This is a genomic window from Streptomyces sp. NPDC059861 (assembly GCF_042731435.1).
Classification (GTDB): Bacteria; Actinomycetota; Actinomycetes; order Streptomycetales; family Streptomycetaceae; genus Streptomyces.
The window spans coordinates 1-21,830 of the sequence record NZ_JBHWJQ010000005.1; the positions used below are offsets into that span (position 1 = coordinate 1).

General features: G+C 69.8%; 17 protein-coding genes. 9 read left to right on the forward strand and 8 right to left on the reverse strand.

Annotated elements, in window-relative coordinates; translation table 11 throughout:
• Window positions 1–292: 292 nt before the first annotated feature.
• The 3 genes from ACFV6X_RS05725 to ACFV6X_RS05735 all read left to right on the forward strand — a co-directional run bounded on the left by ACFV6X_RS05725 (window position 293) and on the right by ACFV6X_RS05735 (window position 3,123).
• Window positions 293–1,162: a ComF family protein gene (locus tag ACFV6X_RS05725; protein ID WP_385378162.1), complete on the forward strand. Its 870-nt coding sequence runs from the start codon at window positions 293–295 to the stop codon at window positions 1,160–1,162.
• Between the two features lie 312 nt (window positions 1,163–1,474).
• On the forward strand, window positions 1,475–2,167 hold the full coding sequence (hpf, locus tag ACFV6X_RS05730; RefSeq protein ID WP_385378165.1) for a ribosome hibernation-promoting factor, HPF/YfiA family: 693 nt from the start codon (window positions 1,475–1,477) through the stop codon (window positions 2,165–2,167).
• 209 nt (window positions 2,168–2,376) lie between these two features.
• Window positions 2,377–3,123 (forward strand): response regulator transcription factor, encoded by a 747-nt coding sequence (locus ACFV6X_RS05735; protein WP_365455780.1) that lies wholly within the window; start codon window positions 2,377–2,379, stop codon window positions 3,121–3,123.
• Window positions 3,124–3,195: 72 nt separating this feature from the next.
• Here ACFV6X_RS05735 and ACFV6X_RS05740 read toward each other — a convergent pair whose 3' ends face one another.
• A complete protein-coding gene (locus ACFV6X_RS05740) occupies window positions 3,196–4,392 on the reverse strand; it encodes a winged helix-turn-helix domain-containing protein (RefSeq protein ID WP_385378168.1) in 1,197 nt (398 codons plus the stop codon).
• 76 nt (window positions 4,393–4,468) lie between these two features.
• Window positions 4,469–5,047 (reverse strand): GNAT family N-acetyltransferase, encoded by a 579-nt coding sequence (locus tag ACFV6X_RS05745; protein WP_385378171.1) that lies wholly within the window; start codon window positions 5,045–5,047, stop codon window positions 4,469–4,471.
• A gap of 349 nt (window positions 5,048–5,396) precedes the next feature.
• Between ACFV6X_RS05745 and secA the strand changes: the two genes are divergently transcribed.
• On the forward strand, window positions 5,397–8,207 hold the full coding sequence (secA, locus tag ACFV6X_RS05750) for a preprotein translocase subunit SecA (RefSeq protein WP_385378174.1): 2,811 nt from the start codon (window positions 5,397–5,399) through the stop codon (window positions 8,205–8,207).
• 309 nt (window positions 8,208–8,516) lie between these two features.
• Here secA and ACFV6X_RS05755 read toward each other — a convergent pair whose 3' ends face one another.
• Entirely contained in the window at window positions 8,517–9,011 is a 495-nt protein-coding gene (locus ACFV6X_RS05755) for an Rv3235 family protein (protein ID WP_385378177.1), read from the reverse strand.
• Between the two features lie 313 nt (window positions 9,012–9,324).
• Here ACFV6X_RS05755 and ACFV6X_RS05760 point away from each other — a divergent pair, with 313 nt between their 5' ends.
• Both ACFV6X_RS05760 and ACFV6X_RS05765 read left to right on the forward strand, forming a co-directional pair.
• Window positions 9,325–9,858, forward strand: a complete 534-nt coding sequence (locus tag ACFV6X_RS05760; RefSeq protein ID WP_385378180.1) for a DUF6912 family protein — start codon at window positions 9,325–9,327, stop codon at window positions 9,856–9,858.
• Between the two features lie 47 nt (window positions 9,859–9,905).
• Complete coding sequence (locus ACFV6X_RS05765; RefSeq protein WP_385378183.1) at window positions 9,906–10,571, forward strand: HAD family hydrolase; 666 nt, start codon at window positions 9,906–9,908, stop codon at window positions 10,569–10,571.
• An 82-nt stretch (window positions 10,572–10,653) separates the two neighbouring features.
• On the opposite strand, the gene ACFV6X_RS05770 is transcribed toward ACFV6X_RS05765, so the two are convergent.
• The gene (locus tag ACFV6X_RS05770) at window positions 10,654–11,220 is read right to left on the reverse strand and encodes a DJ-1/PfpI family protein (RefSeq protein WP_385378186.1); all 567 of its coding nucleotides are present in this window, start codon (window positions 11,218–11,220) and stop codon (window positions 10,654–10,656) included.
• A 576-nt stretch (window positions 11,221–11,796) separates the two neighbouring features.
• On the opposite strand from ACFV6X_RS05770, the gene ACFV6X_RS05775 reads away from it, so the two are divergent.
• A complete protein-coding gene (locus ACFV6X_RS05775; protein ID WP_385378189.1) occupies window positions 11,797–16,722 on the forward strand; it encodes an NAD-glutamate dehydrogenase in 4,926 nt (1,641 codons plus the stop codon).
• 138 nt (window positions 16,723–16,860) lie between these two features.
• Here the strand turns inward: ACFV6X_RS05775 and ACFV6X_RS05780 are convergent, their stop codons facing one another.
• On the reverse strand, window positions 16,861–17,712 hold the full coding sequence (locus tag ACFV6X_RS05780) for an ABC transporter ATP-binding protein (RefSeq protein ID WP_385378192.1): 852 nt from the start codon (window positions 17,710–17,712) through the stop codon (window positions 16,861–16,863).
• Window positions 17,705–18,634 (reverse strand): ABC transporter permease, encoded by a 930-nt coding sequence (locus tag ACFV6X_RS05785; RefSeq protein ID WP_385378195.1) that lies wholly within the window; start codon window positions 18,632–18,634, stop codon window positions 17,705–17,707. The genes ACFV6X_RS05780 and ACFV6X_RS05785 overlap by 8 nt, the downstream gene beginning before the upstream one ends.
• A 184-nt stretch (window positions 18,635–18,818) precedes the next feature.
• On the opposite strand from ACFV6X_RS05785, the gene ACFV6X_RS05790 reads away from it, so the two are divergent.
• Entirely contained in the window at window positions 18,819–19,445 is a 627-nt protein-coding gene (locus tag ACFV6X_RS05790; RefSeq protein ID WP_385378198.1) for a TetR/AcrR family transcriptional regulator, read from the forward strand.
• A 7-nt stretch (window positions 19,446–19,452) separates the two neighbouring features.
• On the opposite strand, the gene galE is transcribed toward ACFV6X_RS05790, so the two are convergent.
• Both galE and ACFV6X_RS05800 read right to left on the reverse strand, forming a co-directional pair.
• Window positions 19,453–20,448 (reverse strand): UDP-glucose 4-epimerase GalE, encoded by a 996-nt coding sequence (galE, locus tag ACFV6X_RS05795; protein WP_385378201.1) that lies wholly within the window; start codon window positions 20,446–20,448, stop codon window positions 19,453–19,455.
• 128 nt (window positions 20,449–20,576) lie between these two features.
• The gene (locus tag ACFV6X_RS05800; protein WP_385378204.1) at window positions 20,577–21,059 is read right to left on the reverse strand and encodes a MarR family winged helix-turn-helix transcriptional regulator; all 483 of its coding nucleotides are present in this window, start codon (window positions 21,057–21,059) and stop codon (window positions 20,577–20,579) included.
• 120 nt (window positions 21,060–21,179) lie between these two features.
• On the opposite strand from ACFV6X_RS05800, the gene ACFV6X_RS05805 reads away from it, so the two are divergent.
• Window positions 21,180–21,593, forward strand: coding sequence for an organic hydroperoxide resistance protein (locus ACFV6X_RS05805; RefSeq protein ID WP_385378741.1), 414 nt, complete (start codon window positions 21,180–21,182; stop codon window positions 21,591–21,593).
• The last annotated feature ends 237 nt before the right edge of the window (window positions 21,594–21,830 follow it).

Consider the following 21,830-nt stretch of genomic DNA (forward strand, 5'->3'; position numbering starts at 1 on the left):
CACCACCCCCCAGGTCATCCGTTCGACAGAGGGGACACAGTCATACCGGGCCCGGAGGCCAGCGGCCCCATTGCAGGACCGCGAAAAAGATAACGGGGGCTGAGGGCGGTTGGCCGCTGTAGGGCACTGCATCGCGGTTTCTGAGGGATGGTCGTGCCGGACGGCCGTTCTCGCTGGGCAGAGGCCTGGCGGAGTCGGCCGATTCTGCTTGTCACGGTCGTGCGGCGAGTTGTCCACAGGCGGTTGTCCACAGGGCTGGTGAGGCCGCGACGGCGTTGGCACAGTGGTGGGCATGCGGGGTTGGTGGCAGGACCTCACGGATCTGGTGCTGCCGGCCGAGTGCGGAGGCTGTGGCAGGCCTCGCACGGTGCTCTGCCCGGAGTGCCGTGCCGCCCTGAGCGGGGCCGCACCGTGCCGGGTGCGACCGGTGCCGGAGCCGCGCGGGCTGCCGGTCGTGCACGCGGCGGCACCGTACGCGCAGGCGGTGCGCGCCGTGCTGCTGGCTCACAAGGAGCGGGGCGCGCTGCCGCTCGCCCGGCCGCTCGGTGTCGCTCTCGCGGGCGCCGTGCGGGCGGGGCCGGCCGGGGTGCCCGGCGGGCCGGTGCTGCTCGTTCCCGTGCCGTCGGGGCGCGGGGCCGTGCGGGCCAGGGGGCATGATCCGGCCCGACGGATCGCCTTCGCGGCGGCGGCCGAGTTGCGCCGTACCGGGACGCCCGCGCGCGTACTCGCGGTGCTGCGGCAGCGGCGGCCGGTCGCCGATCAGGCGGGGCTGGACGGACAGCGGCGCCTGGAGAACCTCGCGGGGGCGCTGTCGGTGACCCCCGGTGGAGCCGGACTGTTGCGTGAGGGGCACGTGGTGCTGGTGGACGACGTGATGACGACGGGGGCGTCGCTGAGGGAGGCCGCGCGGGCCGTGCGGGTGACCCTGATGGAGGAAACGGCTGGTTACGGGCGTGCGGCATTTGCGACGCGCGGAGATGTGGTGACAGCCGTGTACGGGGGAGCCATTGGGGAAAGGAGAGGGGAACGGATGACGGGATCAATGGAAGGGAGCACGGACCGTGAGTGGGCCGTGCGGGGAAAGGCGAAGAGCGACCGGGTCGCGATCTGTGCCGCGGTGGTCGCTGCGTCGCCGGATTCTTTCGAAATAAACCGGAACTGACTGCGAAGTTGCATCGTTGCAGGTAGTGACAGGGTCAATTCACCGGAATGGAGGTACGCGGCAGTAGAGGGTGACGACATCCGCCCGGGCGAGATATGTTCGGTTGTGAGGGAAAGGCCGCAGGCCACACCTCGCTTATCCGAATGCTGTGCCGTGGTTTTTCGCAATCACCCCGGCCGGCCGGGTGGAGATCTTGCCCATGGGGGAGGAGGTGGACGTCACCGAGTCCGCGGTCCCGGGGCTCACCGGGACCTGGTGCACAAGGGAGATGCTCCGCCAGTAGAGCGGAGCGATCCGGGAACGGAGTTCTGCGTGGACATCGTCGTCAAGGGCCGCAAGACCGAGGTGCCCGAGCGGTTCCGAAAGCACGTGGCCGAGAAGCTGAAGCTGGACAAGATCCAGAAGCTCGATGGCAAGGTGATCAGCCTCGACGTCGAGGTGTCCAAGGAGCCCAACCCCCGGCAGGCCGACCGTTGCGACCGAGTGGAGATCACCCTCCGCTCCCGCGGTCCGGTGATCCGGGCGGAGGCAGCGGCCAACGACCCGTACGCGGCGCTCGACCTCGCCGCCGAGAAGCTGGACGCACGGCTGCGCAGGCAGCACGACAAGCGTCACACGCGCCGGGGGGTGCGCCGGCTGACGGCAGCCGAGGTCGCCGACCACGTTCCGGGCGCGGCGACGCTCACCGGCGACGGCAGTGCCTTCGAGGCGGACGAGCCGGACTCGGTACCCACCAAGAAGATCGGCTCGCTGGAAGTACAGGGCGACGGCCCCCTCGTGGTCCGCGAGAAGACTCACGTCGCAGCACCCATGACCCTCGACCAGGCTCTCTACGAGATGGAACTGGTCGGGCACGACTTCTATCTGTTCGTCGACTCCGAGACGAAGGAACCGAGTGTCGTCTACCGGCGGCACGCGTACGACTACGGCGTGATCCACCTCAGCACGGACACCATGGTCACCCAGACGCCGTCCCCTGACGCGGGGGGTCCGCTGGGCGGCTGACCTGATCCGGACGACAGCTGATCCGGGTGCCCCTGGAGCGCGCGTGTGCGCTCCCAGGGGCACCTGTGTGCGACCACTTCACCGACCGCTTCGTCACCGGAGTGTCGTCCGGGCATGAAATCATGGCCGCAACGGCCCAACCGGTGGACCGTTGCCTTGGGTTGGCGATGGCACAGGACCACAGGCCACAGCCTTCAGGGGGAGGAACGATGGCGGACAGCTTCGGACCGATGCAGGACGAGGACGCCGGCGACGGCGTCGTCGGCATGGGCACGGACGGGGGCTCCTCACGCCAAGAACCGATTCGTGTCCTGGTGGTGGACGACCACGCCCTCTTCCGCCGTGGCCTGGAGATCGTGCTGGCGGCCGAGGAGGACATCCAGGTCGTCGGCGAGGCGGGTGACGGGGCCGAGGCCGTGGAGAAGGCCGCCGATCTGCTCCCCGACATCATCCTGATGGACGTCCGCATGCCGAAGCGGGGCGGGATCGAGGCATGCACCTCCATCAAGGAGGTGGCGCCCAGCGCGAAGATCATCATGCTGACGATCAGTGACGAGGAAGCGGACCTCTACGAAGCCATCAAGGCGGGGGCGACCGGATATCTCCTCAAGGAGATCTCCACGGACGAGGTGGCCACGGCGATTCGAGCGGTGGCCGACGGACAGTCGCAGATCAGTCCGTCCATGGCGTCGAAGCTGCTCACCGAGTTCAAGTCGATGATCCAACGCACGGACGAGCGACGGCTGGTGCCCGCCCCGCGGCTGACCGACCGTGAGCTGGAAGTGCTCAAGCTGGTCGCCACGGGGATGAACAACCGGGACATCGCCAAGGAGTTGTTCATCTCCGAGAACACCGTGAAGAACCATGTGCGCAACATCCTGGAGAAGCTGCAACTGCACTCCAGGATGGAAGCGGTGGTGTACGCGATGCGGGAGAAGATCCTCGAAATCCGCTGAGCCGTCGACCGAATCGTCGACCGACCGAAGCGTCGCCCAACCGTCGCCCGAGCCGTCGGCCCGCTGACGCGGTCAGGCCAGTGCGCGGGCGAGTTCCCTGGTGAGGGGCTCGCGCAGTTCCGGCGTGTCCACCCGCTCCACGCGCACGTTCGTGCAGTCCACCCAGCTCGCCGCCTCGATCAGCGCCTGGGCCACCGACGGGACCGCCTTCGGGCCGTCCAGGGTGACCTGCTTGGCCACGAGGGTGCGGCCCTCACGGGCCGGGTCGACGCGACCCACGAGACGGCCACCGGCGAGGACGGGCATCGCGAAGTAGCCGTAGACCCGCTTCGGCTTGGGGACGTAGGCCTCCAGGCGGTGGGTGAAGCCGAAGACGCGCTCGGTGCGGGCCCGCTCCCAGATCAGGGAGTCGAAGGGGGACAGCAGCGTCGTACGGTGGCGGCCGCGCGGGGGTGTCAGAAGGGCCGCCGGGTCCGCCCAGGCCGGCTTCCCCCAGCCTTCCACGGTGACCGGGACCAGGCCCGAGTCGGCGATCACCGAGTCGACCTGCTCGCCCTTGAGGCGGTGGTAGTCGGCGATGTCGGCGCGTGTGCCCACGCCGAGCGACTGGCCGGCCAGGCGGACCAGGCGGCGCAGGCATTCGGCGTCGTCGAGTTCGTCGTGCAGCAGGGCCGCGGGGACGGCGCGCTCGGCGAGGTCGTAGACCCGCTTCCAGCCGCGGCGCTCCACGCAGACCACCTCGCCGTACATCAGGGCGCGTTCGACGGCGACCTTCGTGCCGGACCAGTCCCACCACTCGCTGGTGCGCTTGGCGCCGCCCAGCTCCGTGGCCGTCAGCGGACCCTCGGCGCGCAGCTGCTTGATCACCTGGTCGTAGGCGCCGTCCGGGAGTTCGTGGCTCCAGTGGGGGCGGCTGCGGTAGGCGCGGCGACGGAAGGCGAAGTGGGGCCATTCCTCGACGGGGAGGATGCACGCGGCGTGCGACCAGTACTCGAAGGCGTGGGGCTGGGCCGGGGTTCCGCCCGTCGCCGTGGGCTTCCAGTAGGCGTCCTCGACGGTCTTGCGGCCGACCCCGCCCAGGCGGGCATAGGGAACGAGCTCGTGGGAGCGGGCGAGGACCGAGATGGTGTCGAGCTGCACCGCGCCCAGGTGGCGGAGTATGCCGCGGACACCGGCCTTGCGGTCGGGCGTGCCGAGGAAGCCCTGGGCGCGAAGGGCGATGCGGCGGGCTTCGGCTGCGGAGAGTTCCGCCGGGCGCGGGGTCGTCATGTCTTCGAACGATAGAGGGTGGTACTGACAGCGCGGACTGAGCCGGGCATCTGTGCGAGGGGGCCCCTGGGTGGGCTCATGTGGCCGGCGCCCGGGCCGGCAGATACGGCGCCGTCGACGGCAGCCCCAGGTCCGAGGGGAGCAGGGAGCCCATCCAGCAGTCGCGGCGCACACCGTTGTTGTTGAGGGCCGCTCTCAGGGTGCCCTCCATGGTGAAGCCGGCGCTCTCGGCCACCGCGCGGGAGGCGGTGTTGCCCACCTCGGCACGCCACTCCAGGCGGTCGATGCCCTGGTGGACGAAGGACCAGCGGGAGACCGCGCGGGCGGCCTCGGTCATGTAGCCGTTGCCGCGGTGGTGCCGGGTCAGCCAGAAGCCGATCTCGCCGACGCCGAGGGAGCGCATGCTGATGCCGAGCATTCCGGCGAGTTCGCCGTCGGGGAGGAATAGGCCGAAGGTGAACATCGAGCGGTTCGCCCAGCCCTCGGGGACGTCGTGCTCAGTGAAGTTCCTGGCGTGCTCGGGGAGGTACGGCGAGGGCATCGTCGTCCAGCGCTGGATGTCGGGGTCCTGGCACGCCGCGTACACGGCGTCGGTGTCGTCCGGGCCCACGGTGCGCAGCCGGAGACGGGCGGTGGCGATGGTGACGGGCTCCATCGGCCGATTCTGCTCGGGGGAGCGGGCGAAACGCCATGCCTTTGCCGTGTGTGAGCGTGCGATCACGATTCGCACAATTCGTCGGCGTGCCGCGGCACCATCCGGGACTCCCGTCCGTTGTCCCGGGTGAAAGGCAGATCGAAGGCAGATCTGAGGCAGATCGAAGCCAGTGAGAAGGCGGTTCTTCCAGCCAGTCCGACGGCAGACTCGGCATCGAAGCGTGACTGCGGACCGTCATGGTCCGGCAGGCCTCCCGGCGTGGCCGGGTCCTCGCATACGATGGCCGTTGCTCAGTACGTCAGAAGGAAACCGACCGTCCCAGGCCCGACCGGCAAGGAGACCAACCCCCGTGTCCGTCCTCTCGAAGATCATGCGTGCAGGCGAAGGCAAGATCCTGCGCAAGCTGCACCGCATCGCGGACCAGGTCAACTCCATCGAAGAGGACTTCGTCGACCTCTCCGACGCCGAGCTGCGGGCCCTCACCGATGAGTACAAGCAGCGGTACGCCGATGGTGAGAGCCTGGACGACCTGCTGCCCGAGGCCTTCGCCACGGTGCGTGAGGCCGCCAAGCGCGTCCTCGGCCAGCGCCACTACGACGTGCAGATCATGGGCGGCGCCGCCCTGCACCTCGGCTATGTCGCCGAGATGAAGACCGGTGAGGGCAAGACCCTGGTGGGTACGCTGCCCGCCTATCTGAACGCGCTGTCCGGCGAAGGCGTCCACCTCATCACGGTCAACGACTACCTGGCCGAGCGCGACTCCGAGATGATGGGCCGCGTCCACAAGTTCCTGGGCCTGTCCGTCGGCTGCATCCTGGCCAACATGACGCCGGCCCAGCGCCGCGAGCAGTACGGCTTCGACATCACCTACGGCACGAACAACGAGTTCGGCTTCGACTACCTCCGCGACAACATGGCGTGGTCGCAGGACGAACTGGTCCAGCGCGGTCACAACTTCGCCATCGTCGACGAGGTCGACTCCATCCTCATCGACGAGGCCCGTACGCCACTGATCATCTCCGGCCCGGCCGACCAGGCCACCAAGTGGTACGGCGACTTCGCCAAGCTCGTCACGCGCCTCAAGCGCGGTGAGGCGGGCCAGCCGCTCAAGGGCATCGAGGAGACCGGCGACTACGACGTCGACGAGAAGAAGCGCACGGTCGCCATCCACGAGTCCGGTGTCTCGAAGGTCGAGGACTGGCTGGGCATCGACAACCTCTACGAGTCGGTGAACACGCCGCTGGTGGGCTACCTGAACAACGCCATCAAGGCGAAGGAGCTCTTCAAGAAGGACAAGGACTACGTCGTCATCGACGGCGAGGTCATGATCGTCGACGAGCACACCGGCCGTATCCTCGCCGGCCGCCGCTACAACGAGGGCATGCACCAGGCGATCGAGGCGAAGGAAGGGGTGCCGATCAAGGACGAGAACCAGACGCTCGCCACGATCACCCTCCAGAACTTCTTCCGCCTCTACGGCAAGCTCTCCGGCATGACCGGTACGGCGATGACCGAGGCCGCCGAGTTCCACCAGATCTACAAGCTCGGCGTCGTCCCGATCCCGACCAACAGGCCGATGGTCCGCAAGGACCAGTCCGACCTGATCTACCGCACCGAGGTCGCCAAGTTCGACGCGGTCGTCGACGACATCGCCGACAAGCACGAGAAGGGCCAGCCGATCCTGGTCGGCACCACCTCGGTCGAGAAGTCCGAGTACCTCTCGCAGCAGCTCAGCAAGCGCGGCATCCAGCACGAGGTGCTCAACGCCAAGCAGCACGACCGTGAGGCGCAGATCGTCGCCCAGGCCGGCCGCAAGGGCTCCGTGACCGTGGCCACCAACATGGCCGGCCGTGGTACGGACATCAAGCTCGGCGGCAACCCCGACGACCTCGCCGAGGCCGAGCTGCGCCAGCGCGGCCTCGACCCCGAGGAGCACATCGAGGAGTGGGCCGCCGCGCTGCCCGCCGCTCTGGAGCGGGCCGAGAAGGCGGTGCGGACCGAGTTCGAAGAGGTCAAGGAGCTCGGCGGCCTGTACGTGCTGGGTACCGAGCGGCACGAGTCGCGGCGTATCGACAACCAGCTTCGCGGTCGTTCCGGCCGTCAGGGCGACCCGGGCGAGTCCCGCTTCTACCTGTCCCTCGGTGACGACCTGATGCGGCTGTTCAAGGCGCAGATGGTCGAGCGCGTGATGTCGATGGCGAACGTCCCGGACGACGTGCCGATCGAGAACAAGATGGTCACGCGCGCGATCGCGTCCGCCCAGTCGCAGGTCGAGCAGCAGAACTTCGAGACCCGTAAGAACGTCCTGAAGTACGACGAGGTGCTCAACCGGCAGCGTGAGGTCATCTACGGCGAGCGGCGCCGCGTCCTGGAGGGCGAGGACCTGCACGAGCAGATCCAGCACTTCATGGACGACACGATCGACGCCTACATCGCCGCGGAGACCGCCGATGGCTTCGCCGAGGAGTGGGACCTGGACCGGCTGTGGGGCGCCTTCAAGCAGCTCTACCCGGTGAAGGTCACCATCGAGGAGCTGGAGGAGGCGGCCGGCGATCGCGCCGGGCTCACCGCCGACTTCATCTCGGAGTCCATCAAGGACGACATCCACGCGCAGTACGAGTCGCGTGAGGGACAGCTCGGATCCGAGATCATGCGTGAGCTGGAGCGCCGGGTCGTGCTGTCGGTCCTCGACCGCAAGTGGCGCGAGCACCTCTACGAGATGGACTACCTCCAGGAGGGCATCGGCCTGCGCGCGATGGCCCAGAAGGACCCGCTGGTCGAGTACCAGCGTGAGGGCTTCGACATGTTCACCGCCATGATGGAGGGCATCAAGGAGGAGTCCGTCGGTTACCTGTTCAACCTGGAGGTCCAGGTGGAGCAGCAGGTCGAGGAGGTCCCCGTCGAGGACACCAAGCCGACCCTGGAGAAGCAGGACGCGGTGCCCGCGCAGGCGGGGCCCCGCCCGGAGATCCGCGCCAAGGGCCTGGAGGCCCCGCAGCGGCGGAACCTGCACTTCACCGCGCCGACGGTGGACGGTGAGGGTGGCACCATCGAGGGCGACTTCACCGAGGACGGCGAGCCGGTGCGCTCGGAGGCCGACGGCCTCACGCGTGCCGAGCGCCGCAAGCAGGCCAAGGCCGGGCGGCGCCGGAAGAAGTAACGGCGAGCGGTGCGTGTAGCGCCGTAGCGTCGCAGCCAGGCGAAGGGCCGGAGCACCCGAGGGGTGCCCGGCCCTTCGGCGTGCGGTGGCACCGGTGGGCTAGGTGTATTGATCACGAGCGTTGTTAACGCTTGGTGCTCGGGTTGCTTAACGGCGAAGACCTCCGGTGTGGTGGAGCTGTCTAGGACTGCACCGCACAGGAGGTCTTCGTGTCCCACCGTAGTGCCCGGCTGACCGTTCATGGCAGGCGGCTGCTGGTCGACCGAAAGGCGCAGTCGGTCTCAGCCGACCTGATCCAAACGACAGACCCTAGTAGTGGCCCGCCGGGGGGCGGGCGCCGCCGAGTTCCACGGCCGTGCAGCGCCAGCGGTTGTCGCGGCCCAGCTCCAGGCGGAAGGCCATGGCCCGCAGGCGGTCACCGGTGCCGATGCGCACGAAGGCCTCGATGGCGCCGGGGCGCGGTTCGCAGTAGCCGATGTCGCGGATGACGGGGCGCGGGCCGCCGGCGCGCAGGGGGCCGTGTTCGGCGAGGTGGGCCAGGTCGTCGTAGGCGGGGCCGGCGGTGTGGCGGAGCATGGCGTGGACGGGCCGCTGACCGCTCAGGACGAGGAGCAGGCGGTCGGCGAAGAGGTCGGTCGGGCGAGGCTGCGGGACGGCCGTCGGCGTCCGGAGAGAGGGCGTCGTGCGGGTCGGGCCGGAGCCCGGGGGGCGAGGTGGGCTGCCGCCGGGACGGCGTGTGTCGCGGCGCGTGGGGGGACGGGAGGCGGGGTGGCGCTGGACGGTCCTGGTCATGACCTTGTTCATGGGGATCCCCGTGTCGCTGGGCCCGGCCGGCAGGTGCTGTACCGGGCAGTAACTTCTGTTGGGGATCTTGTACGGGAGTGATTCGAGGAGCGGCAAACCGGCGGCCGCGGAGCCGAAGGGCCGGGGAACTTCACTTATCCGGGTGACGGAGGGGAACGGGATCCCGTATATACGGGGGCGGGCCGGGTGAATCCCCGGCGTGGGGTGGACGGCCTCCCGCGTGCGGGGAGGGACTCGAAAGGGGACCCCCACACGTATCCTGAAGGCCCTTCACACGGGCTTGGAGCCCCTCCGACCACGAAAGCGGCCAGCCATGCGCGTCTACGTCCCCCTGACCCTCCCCGGTCTCGCCGAGGCGTACAGGACGGGCGAGGTGGGGGCCGGGCCGCTCGTCGCGTACGCCGTCACGCCCGCCTTGCGCGAGTGGTACGTCTCCGAGGACACGGAGGAGCTGGAGTACGCGGCGCTGGGCCGGGCCGCGCAGGCCTCGCTGAGGCTGCTCGCGGCGGACCCAGGCGCGCCGCGACGGCGGGTCGTGGTCGCCGTCGACGTACCCGACGGGCAGGTGAGCGCCGACCCCGGGCAGGGGCTCGACCCGGCGTCGCCGGGTGAGGTCAAGGTCGCCGGTGTCGTGCCGCTGGCCAAGGTGGCCTCGGTGCATGTCGACTCGGCGGACGCGGAGGCGGATGTGGCCGCGGCGGCCGGGGCGGTGCCGGCGGCGGACGCCGGGGACGAAGACGCACAGTTCCTCGTGGACGGGGCCGAGGACCACGAGCTGCTCTGGTACGCGACGCAGGAGATCCCGAATCTGGTGGCGCTCGGTCACCGGCCCGTCGAACCTCGCTGAACTGCGGTTCTCTCCGTTGTCAGTGGGGGCAGGTAACGTTTTCGGGCATGGGGATGCAGGGAGCTTCGCACATTGTGTGGGACTGGAACGGCACGCTGTTCCACGACAATGACGCGATCATCGGGGCGACGAACGCGGCATTCGCCGAGCTGGGTCTGGAACCGATCACGATGGAGCAGTACCGGTCGCTGTACTGCGTGCCGGTGCCGAAGTTCTACGAGCGCCTGCTCGGGCGGTTGCCGACAGACGCCGAGTGGCTGGTGATGGACGAGACCTTCCATCGGTACTACTCGGAGCACCGTGTGCGGTGCGCGCTGACCGAGGGAGCCGAGCAACTGCTCGTGGACTGGGTGGCGGGCGGCCGCAGCCAGTCGATCCTGAGCATGTACGGGCACGAGGAACTCGTTCCGCTGGTCCGGGGGTTCGGGATCGAGACGCACTTCATACGGGTCGACGGGCGGACGGGACCCTCCGGGGGCAGCAAGGCCGAGCACATGGTGCGGCATCTGGCCGCGCTCGCCCGGGTGGATCCGTCCCGCACGGTCGTGATCGGTGACGCCGCGGACGACGCGGTGGCGGCGCGGCATGTGGGAGCCAAGGCCGTGCTCTACACCGGGGGGTCCCACGGCCGGGCCAGCCTTGAGGAGGCGGGGGTGCCGGTGGTGGACTCGCTGGGAGAAGCGGTCGCCCTGGCGCACGAGATAGCTGCCTGAGCCAGGCCCGGGTGAGGCAGGGAGGCGTCGCCTGGAGCGCGACGCCGCCCCGCCCCGCCTCGACGGTAAGGGAGCGCCGCCGTCAGGTCACCGGGGCCTTGGCGCGCAGCACGGTGAGGAACTCGCGCATCCAGGCCGGGTGGTCCGGCCAGGCGCGGGACGACACCAGCGTGCCGTCGACCACCGCTTCGGTGTCCTGGAAGGTGGCGCCGGCCGCCTGCATGTCGAGTTCCAGCGCGGGGTACGCGGTGACGCGCCGGCCACGCAGGCTGTCGACCGCGGCGGTGAGGAGGGGGCCGTGGCAGATCTGGGCCACGGGCTTGTCGGCGTCGAAGAAGGACTTGAGGATCTTACGGAGTTCGGGGTCGTTGCGCAGGTACTCCGGGGCGCGGCCACCGGGGATGACCACGGCGACGTACCGGCCGGGGTCGACCTCCGAGAACGCGAGGTCGGCGTCCCAGGTGTAGCCGGGCTTCTCGGTGTACGTGTCGAAGCCGGGTTCGAAGTCGTGGACGACGAACTGGAGCTTCTTGCGGGTGGGGGCGGCGATGTGGACCTCATAGCCTTCTTCGCGAAGGCGTTGGTAGGGGTAGAGCACTTCGAGGGACTCTGCCGCGTCGCCCGTGAGGATGAGGATCTTGGCGGTCATGGGGGTTGCTCCCCTTTGAGGTGGCTTTGTGAGTGCGGTCTCCCTGCCAACGTGCCTCCAACGTGCGGGCTTGCCTAGGGGACGCGCCGTTTTTGGGACGAGTGGGGCGGCGCCGCCGTGCCCGTTACGACGGCCCTCGCCTTCTTGGCCCTGTGCAGACTGTCAAAGTTCCACCCCCGGTTTTGTACACATACGGCTCATGACGGACCCGGGGTAAGGAGCGATAGCCTTGTGGCGTGATCAGCGCGATAGTTCGCGGGGGCCTCCGTGCCCCTGCCCCGCGCCCGGAGAGCATGGAAGACATCCGTGTCCGGGCGGCGGTCGCTGGTCCTCGCGGGCGGGGTGGGGCTTTCGGAAGCCCCGCGGTACCGCGCACACCCCGGGAGCGGACGCCGTCGAGAGCAGCGTCACATGCCCCGGGCGCGTGGGAAATGGCTGATATCCCCCCGCTCATCTCGCCTTGCGGCATAGCGTCGGAACGGACCGGACACCCCGCGTCACGACGTCGCGTCGGAAGGCCGGAGACCGTACTTCCTTCTACGTCACGCAACGGCGCGCGACAGGAGCCAGAGGACAATGCAGACCAAGCTGGACGAAGCCAAGGCCGAGCTGCTCGATCGGGCCGCCCGGGTAGCTGAGAACAGCCCGGTCGGGGGGCACCTACCGACTGGGACGACGGAGCACGGCACCCCTGACCGGGCTGCCGTACTCGCGTTCCTCCAGCGCTACTACCTGCACACCGCCCCGGAGGACCTCGCCGACCGCGACCCGGTCGACGTCTTCGGAGCCGCCTACTCGCACTACCGACTGGCCGAGAACCGCCCTCAGGGCACGGCGAACGTCCGGGTGCACACCCCGACGGTCGAGGAGAACGGCTGGACCTGCAGCCACTCCGTCGTCGAGGTCGTCACCGACGACATGCCGTTCCTGGTCGACTCCGTCACCAACGACCTGACGCGGCAGGGCCGCGGCATCCACGTGGTCATCCACCCGCAGATGGTGGTGCGCCGCGATGTCACCGGCCGGCTCATCGAGGTGCTCACCACCCCGCCCACCGATGAGCTCCCGCACGACGCGCACGTCGAGTCCTGGATCCACGTCGAGAGCGACCGCGAGACCGACCGCTCGGACCTGAAGCAGATCACCGCCGACCTGCTGCGCGTCCTGTCCGACGTCCGCGAGGCCGTCGAGGACTGGGGCAAGATGCGGGAGGGGGCGCTGCGGATCGCCGAGGGGCTGCCCGAGGAGCCCGTCGCCGGTGATCTGCCGGCGCAGGAGATCGAGGAGGCCCGCGAGCTGCTGCGCTGGCTGGCCGCCGACCACTTCACATTCCTCGGCTACCGCGAGTACGAGCTGCGCGACGACTCGCTCGGTGCCGTCCCCGGTACGGGCCTCGGCATACTGCGCGCGGACCCGCACCACGAGGCCGGTGAGAGCCACCCCGTCAGCCCGTCCTTCGAGCGGCTGCCCGCCGACGCCCGCGCCAAGGCGCGCGAGCACAAGCTGCTCGTGCTGACCAAGGCGAACAGCCGGGCGACCGTGCACCGGCCGTCGTACCTGGACTACATCGGCGTCAAGAAGTTCGACGAGCAGGGCAACGTCGTGGGGGAGCGGCGCTTCCTGGGACTGTTCTCCTCCGCCGCCTACACCGAGTCCGTCCGCCGGGTGCCGGTCATCCGCCGCAAGGTCGAGGAGGTGCTGAGCCGCGCCGGGTTCTCGCCCCACAGCCACGACGGCCGCGACCTGCTCCAGATCCTGGAGACGTACCCGCGCGACGAGCTCTTCCAGACCCCGCCCGACGAGCTGCAGGCGATCGTCACGTCGGTGCTGTACCTCCAGGAGCGGCGCAGGCTGCGTCTCTACCTGCGCCAGGACGAGTACGGCCGCTACTACTCGGCCCTCGTCTACCTCCCCCGCGACCGCTACACCACCGGCGTCCGGCTGCGGATCATCGACATCCTCAAGGAGGAGCTCGGCGGCACCAGCGTCGACTTCACCGCCTGGAACACCGAGTCGATCCTCTCCCGGCTGCACTTCGTCATCCGCGTCCCGCAGGGCACCGAGCTGCCGCAGCTGTCGGACGCCGACAAGGAGCGCATCGAGGCCCGCCTGGTCGAGGCCGCCCGCTCCTGGCTGGACGGATTCTCCGAGGCACTGAACGCCGAGGTCGGCGAGGAGCGTGCGGCCGAGATGCTGCGCAGCTACCACAACGCCTTCCCCGAGGGCTACAAGGCCGACCACAGCCCGCGCGCGGCGGTCGCCGACCTGGGCCATCTCGAACGGCTGGACGAGGAGAACAACTTCGCGCTCAGCCTGTACGAGCCGGTGGGCGCCGGCCCCGACGAGCGCCGCTTCAAGATCTACCGCAAGGGTGACGCCGTCTCCCTGTCCCGCGTCCTGCCGGTGCTCAACCGGCTCGGCGTCGAGGTGATGGACGAGCGGCCCTACGAACTGCGCTGCGCCGACCGCAGCGTCGCCTGGGTCTACGACTTCGGCCTGCGCATGCCCAAGGCGCAGACCGGCGCGGACTACCACGGCGACGACGCCCGTGAGCGCTTCCAGGAGGCGTTCGCCGCCAGCTGGACCGGCAAGGCGGAGAACGACGGCTTCAACGCCCTCGTGCTGAGCGCCGGGCTGACCTGGCGGCAGGCGATGGTGCTGCGGGCGTACGCGAAGTATCTGCGCCAGGCGGGTTCGACGTTCAGCCAGGACTACATGGAGGACACCCTCCGCAACAACGTCCACACCACCCGGCTGCTCGTCTCCCTCTTCGAGGCGCGGATGGCCCCTGAGCGGCAGCGCGCCGGGCACGAGATCGTGGACGCCCTGCTGGAGGAGCTGGACGCCGCCCTCGACCAGGTCGCGAGCCTCGACGAGGACCGGATCCTGCGGTCCTTCCTCACGGTCATCAAGGCGACCCTGCGCACGAACTTCTTCCAGGAGGCGTGGGGCGGCCGCCCGCACGAGTACGTGTCGATGAAGTTCGACCCGCAGGCCATCCCGGACCTGCCGGCGCCGCGCCCGGCGTTCGAGATCTGGGTGTACTCGCCGCGCGTCGAGGGCGTGCACCTGCGCTTCGGCAAGGTCGCCCGCGGTGGCCTGCGCTGGTCGGACCGCCGTGAGGACTTCCGTACCGAGATCCTCGGCCTGGTCAAGGCGCAGATGGTGAAGAACACCGTCATCGTGCCGGTCGGCGCCAAGGGCGGCTTCGTCGCCAAGCAGCTGCCGGACCCCTCCGTGGACCGGGACGCGTGGCTGGCGGAGGGCATCGCCAGCTACCGGACGTTCATCTCGGCGCTGCTCGACATCACCGACAACATGGTGGCCGGCGAGGTCGTCCCGCCCGCCGACGTCGTCCGGCACGACGAGGACGACACGTACCTCGTGGTCGCCGCCGACAAGGGCACCGCCACCTTCTCGGACATCGCCAACGAGGTCGCCCAGCAGTACAACTTCTGGCTCGGCGACGCCTTCGCCTCCGGCGGCAGCGCGGGCTACGACCACAAGGGCATGGGCATCACCGCGCGCGGCGCCTGGGAGTCCGTCAAGCGGCACTTCCGGGAGCTGGGCGTCGACACGCAGACCGAGGACTTCACGGTCGTCGGCATCGGCGACATGTCGGGCGACGTGTTCGGCAACGGCATGCTGCTCAGCGAGCACATCCGCCTGGTGGCCGCCTTCGACCACCGGCACATCGTCATCGACCCGAACCCGGACGCGGCGACCTCGTACGCGGAGCGCCGGCGCCTGTTCGAACTGCCGCGCTCGTCATGGGAGGACTACAACACCGACCTGCTGTCGGCGGGCGGCGGGATCTTCCCGCGTACCGCCAAGGCGATCCCGGTGAACGCGCACATCCGCGCGGCCCTCGGCATCGAGGAGAAGGTCGCCAAGCTGACGCCCGCCGACCTGATGCGGGCGATCCTCAAGGCGCCGGTCGACCTGCTGTGGAACGGCGGCATCGGCACGTACGTCAAGGCCTCCACCGAGACCCACGCGGACGTCGGCGACAAGGCCAACGACGCCATCCGCGTCGACGGCAAGGACCTGCGGGTCAAGGTCGTCGGCGAGGGCGGCAACCTCGGCCTGACCCAGCTGGGCCGGATCGAGTTCGCGCTGCACGGCGGGCGGATCAACACCGACGCCATCGACAACAGCGCGGGCGTGGACACCTCCGACCACGAGGTGAACATCAAGATCCTGCTGAACAGCCTGGTCACCGACGGCGACATGACGATCAAGCAGCGCAACCGGCTGCTCGCCGAGATGACCGGCGAGGTCGGCCACCTGGTGCTGCGCAACAACTACGCGCAGAACACGGCGATCTCCAACGCCCTCGCCCAGTCCAAGGACATGCTCCACGCCCAGCAGCGCTTCATGCGCCACCTGGTGCGCGAGGGCCACCTCGACCGGGCGCTGGAGTTCCTGCCGGCCGACCGCCAGATCCGTGAGCGGCTCGCCCAGGGTCAGGGTCTGACCAGCCCGGAGACGGCCGTCCTGCTGGCGTACACGAAGATCACGGTCGCCGAGGAGCTGCTGCACACCTCGCTGCCGGACGACCCGTATCTGCACGGGCTGCTCTACGCGTACTTCCCGAGTGCGCTGCGCGAGCAGTTCCCGCAGCACATCGAGAGCCACCCGCTGCGCCGCGAGATCACCACGACCGTGCTGGTCAACGACACGGTCAACACCGGTGGTACGACGTATCTGCACCGGCTGCGGGAGGAGACCGGTGCCTCGCTGGAGGAGATCGTCCGGGCGCAGACCGCGGCCCGTGCCATCTTCCGGTCGGCGTCGGTGTGGGACGGCGTCGAGGCGCTCGACAACAAGGTCGACGCGACGGTCCAGACCCGGATCCGGCTGCACTCCCGCCGTCTGGTGGAGCGCGGCACGCGCTGGCTGCTGAACAACCGGCCGCAGCCGCTCCAGCTCGCCGAGACGGTCGACTTCTTCGCCGAACGCGTCGAGCACGTCTGGGCGCAGCTGCCCAAGCTGATGCGCGGCGCGGACCTGGAGTGGTGGCAGAAGATCTATGACGAGCTGACCGCCGCCGGTGTCCCGGACGAACTCGCCACCCCGGTGGCCGGTTTCTCCTCCGCCTTCCCGACGCTCGACATCGTCTCGGTGGCCGACCGCATGGGCAAGGAGCCGCTGGACGTCGCCGAGGTCTACTACGACCTCGCCGACCGGCTCGGCATCTCCCAGCTCATGGACCGCATCATCGAGCTGCCCCGCGCCGACCGCTGGCAGTCCATGGCCCGCGCGGCCATCCGTGAGGACCTGTACGCGGCCCACGCGGCCGTCACGGCGGACGTCCTGGCGGTGGGCAACGGCACGGCGACGCCGGAGCAGCGGTTCAAGGTGTGGGAGCAGAAGAACGCGGCGATCCTGGGCCGGGCGCGGACGACCCTGGAGGAGATCCAGAGCTCCGACGCGTTCGACCTGGCGAACCTGTCGGTGGCGATGCGGACGATGCGCACGCTGCTGCGGACCCACTCGTAGTCCGCGGACAGCGGCAGCCCACGTACGACGTGAGGGCGCCCCGGGCCGAAAAGCGGCTCGGGGCGCCCTCGTTCAGGTACGGCGGCCGTACGGCGGCCGGACAGGTGCCCGGCGGTCGGACCGCCGCGCGGCAGGCGGTCAGGACGGCTGGGGCACCGGCGGCGCCGCCGTCTTGGGCTTGGGCTTCGGCTTGTTGTCCCCGGTGAAGGCCTCGTACTCCTTCATGACCTCCTCCGTGGGCCCGTCCAGGCGCAGCTCACCGCGTTCCAGCCACAGCACCCGCTCGCAGGTGTCGCGGATGGACTTGTTGTTGTGGCTGACCAGGAAGACCGTGCCGGCGTGCTTGCGCAGCTCGCGGATGCGGGCCTCGGATCGCTTCTGGAAGGAGCGGTCGCCGGTGGCGAGGGCCTCGTCGATGAGCAGGACGTCGTGGTCCTTGGCGGCGGCGATGGAGAACCGCAGACGGGCGGCCATGCCGGAGGAGTACGTCCGCATGGGCAGGGTGATGAAGTCGCCCTTCTCGTTGATGCCGGAGAAGTCGACGATCTCCTGGTAGCGCTCCTTGACCTGCTCGCGGGTCATGCCCATCGCGAGGCCGCCGAGGTGGACGTTGCGCTCGCCGGTGAGGTCGTTCATCAGGGCGGCGTTGACGCCGAGCAGGGAGGGCTGGCCGCCCGTGTAGATCCGGCCGTTCTCCACGGGGAGCAGGCCGGCGACGGCCTTGAGCAGGGTCGACTTGCCGGAGCCGTTGGTGCCGATCAGGCCGATGGCCTCGCCCCGGTACGCGACGAAGGAGACGTCCCGGACGGCGTGCACGGTGCGGACGCCGGCCGCCTTCTCGGCGTTCTTGCGGCGCAGCATGCGGTTGAGGGCGGCGGTGGCGGAGCCCCGGCCACCTCCGGTGCCGTTGACGCGGTAGACGATGTCGACGTGGTCGGCGACGACGGTGGGGATCTGGTCGGGAGTGGTCCCGTCGGGGTTCTCAGCCACGGCCGTAGGTCTCCTCAGCCTTCCAGAAGTAGATGAAGCCGCCGACGCCGGCGAGCAGGGCCCAGCCCGTGGCGAGCATCCATACGTGGTCGGGCAGCTGGCTCGCCTTGAAGCTGTCGATCAGTGCGAACCGCATCAGGTCGATGTAGACGGCGGCGGGGTTGGCCTGGAGCACGGGGCCGACCCAGCCGGGCAGGTCGTTGTGCCGGCTGAGCAGGTGGTCGATGCTCCACATCACGCCCGACACGTACATCCAGGTGCGCAGCACGAACGGCATCAGCTGGGCGATGTCCGGTGTCTTGGCGCCCAGCCGGGCCATGATCATCGAGACACCCGCGTTGAACGTGAACTGCAGGACCAGGGCCGGGATCGCCAGCACCCAGGACGCGGCGACCGGGACGCCGAAGACCAGCAGGATGACGACCAGGGCGGCCATCGAGAACAGCAGCTGCTGCAGCTGCTGGAGGCAGAAGGAGATCGGCAGGGCCGCGCGCGGGAAGTGCAGGGCGCGGACGAGGCCGAGGTTGCCGGCGATGGCGCGGGTGCCGGCCAGGATCGAGCTCTGCGAGAAGGTCCAGATGAACACGCCGGTGACCAGGAACGGGACGTAGTCGGGCACGCCCTTCTTGGTCTGCAGCAGCACGCCGAAGATCAGGTAGTAGACGGCGGCGTTCAGCAGCGGGGTCATGACCTGCCACACCTGGCCGAGCTTCGCCTGGCTGTACTGGGCGGTGAGCTTGGCCGTGGAGAACGCCGCGATGAAGTGGCGCCGTGCCCACAGCTGACGGACGTACTGGGACAGGGAGGGACGGGCGCCGCTGACGGTGAGGCCGTGGCGGGCGGCGAGGGCCGCGAGGTCGTCGACGGCCGGGGCCGTGGTGCGGGCCGTCGTCGGGGGCGGTGCGTCGAGGACCTGGCTCACATCCGCTGCTTTCGGTCGGGGGTGGGGGGCGCGGCGGCGGTCCCTGCAAGCGCTCCCGGCGTTTTCCTGCGCTTCTCTTCACGTTTTCTTACGTCGGAACGGGACCGTATCGTCGCAACGCGAGCGTAGGCCTTTCCAACGTCGGAACGCAACCGTTTCGTCGTAACGCCCTATGCTGGTCCGCATGACGACGAACGCCGACGGGCCCCAGCCGCGACCGCGCCGCCGGACCCCCGCCGGGGCGGCCGTGCTCCGCGCGGATGTCACGGAGGCCATTAGGGCGGCCGTCTTCGAGGAGCTCGCGTCCGTCGGCTACGCGCGGATGTCGATCGAGGGCATCGCCCGCCGGGCCGGGGTCGGCAAGACCGCGGTGTACCGGCGCTGGCGCTCCAAGCTGCACCTCGTGCTGGACGTCGTCTCGGCGATCGCCGTACAGGGACTGCCCGCGCCGGACACCGGCTCCCTGGAGGCGGACCTGCGGCTGCTGTACGAGGTGACGTCCCGGGCGCTGCGGCACCCCGTGGCCTCGCAGATCATCCCCGACCTCCAGGCGGAGGCGGCCCGTAACCCCGAGATCGCCGAGGCCCTCCAGAAGGCGCTGCGCGAGGGGCAGGAGGGCGTCGCCAGCAAGATCGTGGCCGCGGCGGAGAAGCGGGGGGAGGTCGGCCCGGACCACGACCGGGACCTCGCCCTCGACCTCATCTCCGGCCCGCTGTACTGGCGCTCGGTCGTGATCCGCAACCCCGAACTCCCCAAGGGCTACCTGGCATCCCTGGCCCGTACGACGGCGGCGGCACTCAAGGCGCTGTGACCAGGGGTCACCTGCCGGCAGGCTGGTCCAGTGCTGCCTGCGGGTGGGTGTGGACCCAGCCCTCCCAGGCTGACGTGATCATGTCCTGGACGTCGTGGCGGGCCTTCCAGCCCAGTTCTGTGGTGATGCGGTCGGCGGAGGCCACCACGCGGGGTGGGTCGCCGGGGCGGCGGGGGGTGATGACCGGGGGGTGGTGGTGGCCGGTGGTCGTGGTGATGCGGGTGACCATGTCGCGGACCGAGACGCCCTCGCCGCGGCCGATGTTGAGGGTGAGGTCGCGGCCGGGGGAGTCCTGGAGGGCGCGGGCGACCGCGACGTGGGCCTCGGCCAGGTCGACCACGTGGATGTAGTCGCGGACGCAGGTGCCGTCGGGGGTCGGGTAGTCGTCGCCGAAGATGCGCGGGGGCGCGCCCTCGGTGAGCTTCTCGAAGACCATGGGGACGAGGTTGAAGACGCCCACGTCCGCCAGCTCCGGGCTCGCCGCGCCGGCCACGTTGAAGTAGCGCAGGGAGGCCGTGGCCATGCCGGTCGCCCGGCCCGTCGCGCGGACCAGCCACTCACCGGCCAGCTTCGTCTCGCCGTACGGGCTCATCGGCACGCACGGGGTCTCCTCGGTGACCAGGTCGACGTCCGGCATGCCGTACACCGCCGCCGAGGAGGACAGGACGAAGGACGGGACCCGCGCCGCGGTGACCGCTTCGAGCAGGACGCGCAGGCCCTCGACGTTCTCTCGGTAGTAGTGCAGGGGGAGGTCCACCGACTCGCCGACCTGCTTCCTCGCCGCCAGGTGGACGATTCCGGTGACCCGGTGCTCCGTCAGTACGCGGCTCAGCAGATCGCCGTCCAGGGTCGAACCGGTCACCAGGGGGACGTCGTCCGGGACGCGTTCCGCGAGGCCGGTGGACAGGTCGTCGTACACGACCGTCCGCTCGCCCGCCTCGGTCATCGCCCGCACGACATGCGCCCCGATGTATCCGGCGCCGCCGGTGATCAGCCAGGTCATCCGCGGCAGTCCCCTCTTCCGTTGCCCGTGTGCCGTTCGCCTCACAGTGAAGCAGGTGATCGGGCGTCCGCCGCGCAAATGTCACCTTTCGTGCGAACGTGACACGAGTGGCAGGGGATGCGCCCGGCTCACCGGGACTCCGTGGCCTCCGTCGCCGCCGCGTCCGCCGCGGCGTCGAGCGCCGTCGTCAGCCGCTCCAGGCGGGCCCCCAGTTCGCGGATCTCGTCGACGCCGAACCCGGTCGCCGCCGCGATCCGCACCGGTACCTGGAGCGCCCGCTCGCGCATCGCGTCCCCCTCCTCGGTCAGCCGCACCTCCACCGAACGCTCGTCGCGCACGCTGCGCTCACGGCGCACCAGGCCGGCCGCCTCCAGTCGCTTGAGCAGCGGTGAGAGGGTGCCGGAGTCAAGGCGTAGTCGCTCGCCCAGCTTCTTGACCGGCAGGTCGCCGTCCTCCCAGAGCACCAGCATCACCAGGTACTGCGGGTAGGTGAGCCCGAGGTCCTTCAGGACCACGCGGTACACCCCGCCGAAGGCGCGCGAGGCCGCGTTCAGGGTGAAGCAGATCTGTCGGTCGAGGCGGAGCCACTCCGCCGCGGACGTGGTGGTCATGGCACCAGGATAGCCCCGAGCGTCATTTAGTTGTGTGCAATTGAATTGTGTGCTCTACTTCTGTTGTCGGACCGGCCGGACGGATCGCCGGTACATCACCTGAGAGGGATGGTCTTTCCCATGGACGCGCTGTACACCGCTGTCGCCACCTCCACCCACGGCCGCGAGGGGCGTTCCGTCTCCTCCGACGGCAGGCTCGACCTCCAGCTCGCCGTGCCGACGGAGATGGGGGGCAACGGTCAGGGCACCAACCCCGAGCAGCTCTTCGCCGTCGGGTACTCCGCCTGTTTCGCCGGCGCCCTCGGCGTGGTCGGCCGGATGGCGAAGGTCGACCTGAGCGAGGCCGCCGTCACCGCCGAGGTCAGCATCGGCAAGCAGGGCGAGGGCTTCGCGCTCGCCGTCACCCTCCGCGTCGAGCTGCCCGTCACCGTGGACCAGGCGACCGGCCGCAAGCTCGTCGAGCAGGCCCACCAGGTCTGCCCCTACTCCAACGCCACCCGCGGCAACATCCCGGTCGAGCTCGTCGTCGAGTAACCGATCGCGGGGCGGCAGGCCGGGCATACCCCGCAACGCGCGAAACGCCGTGTAGGCGCCGGCCCCCAGCAGCCGCAGCCGCAGCTGCGCAGGACGGTGCCCGGCGGGCAGGTAGCGCCGGTAGAGCGCGCCGGCCTGCCGGAAGAAGACCCGCCGCCGAGGCGCCGGCAGGACGCGCGCGTCGGCCGCCACCTCCACGACCACGGTGAACAACTGGTCGAACAGGGCCCGCGACCG

What these genes read in the sequence shown, in the direction of transcription:
- ACFV6X_RS05725 (WP_385378162.1), top strand. Translation starts at nt 293, where the DNA reads ATGCGGGGTTGGTGGCAGGACCTCACGGATCTGGTGCTGCCGGCCGAG.
- ACFV6X_RS05735 (WP_365455780.1), top strand. Translation starts at nt 2,377, where the DNA reads ATGGCGGACAGCTTCGGACCGATGCAGGACGAGGACGCCGGCGACGGC.
- ACFV6X_RS05740 (WP_385378168.1), bottom strand. Translation starts at nt 4,392, where the DNA reads ATGACGACCCCGCGCCCGGCGGAACTCTCCGCAGCCGAAGCCCGCCGC.
- ACFV6X_RS05745 (WP_385378171.1), bottom strand. Translation starts at nt 5,047, where the DNA reads ATGGAGCCCGTCACCATCGCCACCGCCCGTCTCCGGCTGCGCACCGTG.
- ACFV6X_RS05755 (WP_385378177.1), bottom strand. Translation starts at nt 9,011, where the DNA reads ATGAACAAGGTCATGACCAGGACCGTCCAGCGCCACCCCGCCTCCCGT.
- ACFV6X_RS05760 (WP_385378180.1), top strand. Translation starts at nt 9,325, where the DNA reads ATGCGCGTCTACGTCCCCCTGACCCTCCCCGGTCTCGCCGAGGCGTAC.
- ACFV6X_RS05765 (WP_385378183.1), top strand. Translation starts at nt 9,906, where the DNA reads ATGGGGATGCAGGGAGCTTCGCACATTGTGTGGGACTGGAACGGCACG.
- ACFV6X_RS05770 (WP_385378186.1), bottom strand. Translation starts at nt 11,220, where the DNA reads ATGACCGCCAAGATCCTCATCCTCACGGGCGACGCGGCAGAGTCCCTC.
- ACFV6X_RS05775 (WP_385378189.1), top strand. Translation starts at nt 11,797, where the DNA reads ATGCAGACCAAGCTGGACGAAGCCAAGGCCGAGCTGCTCGATCGGGCC.
- ACFV6X_RS05790 (WP_385378198.1), top strand. Translation starts at nt 18,819, where the DNA reads ATGACGACGAACGCCGACGGGCCCCAGCCGCGACCGCGCCGCCGGACC.
- galE (WP_385378201.1), bottom strand. Translation starts at nt 20,448, where the DNA reads ATGACCTGGCTGATCACCGGCGGCGCCGGATACATCGGGGCGCATGTC.
- ACFV6X_RS05800 (WP_385378204.1), bottom strand. Translation starts at nt 21,059, where the DNA reads ATGACCACCACGTCCGCGGCGGAGTGGCTCCGCCTCGACCGACAGATC.
- ACFV6X_RS05805 (WP_385378741.1), top strand. Translation starts at nt 21,180, where the DNA reads ATGGACGCGCTGTACACCGCTGTCGCCACCTCCACCCACGGCCGCGAG.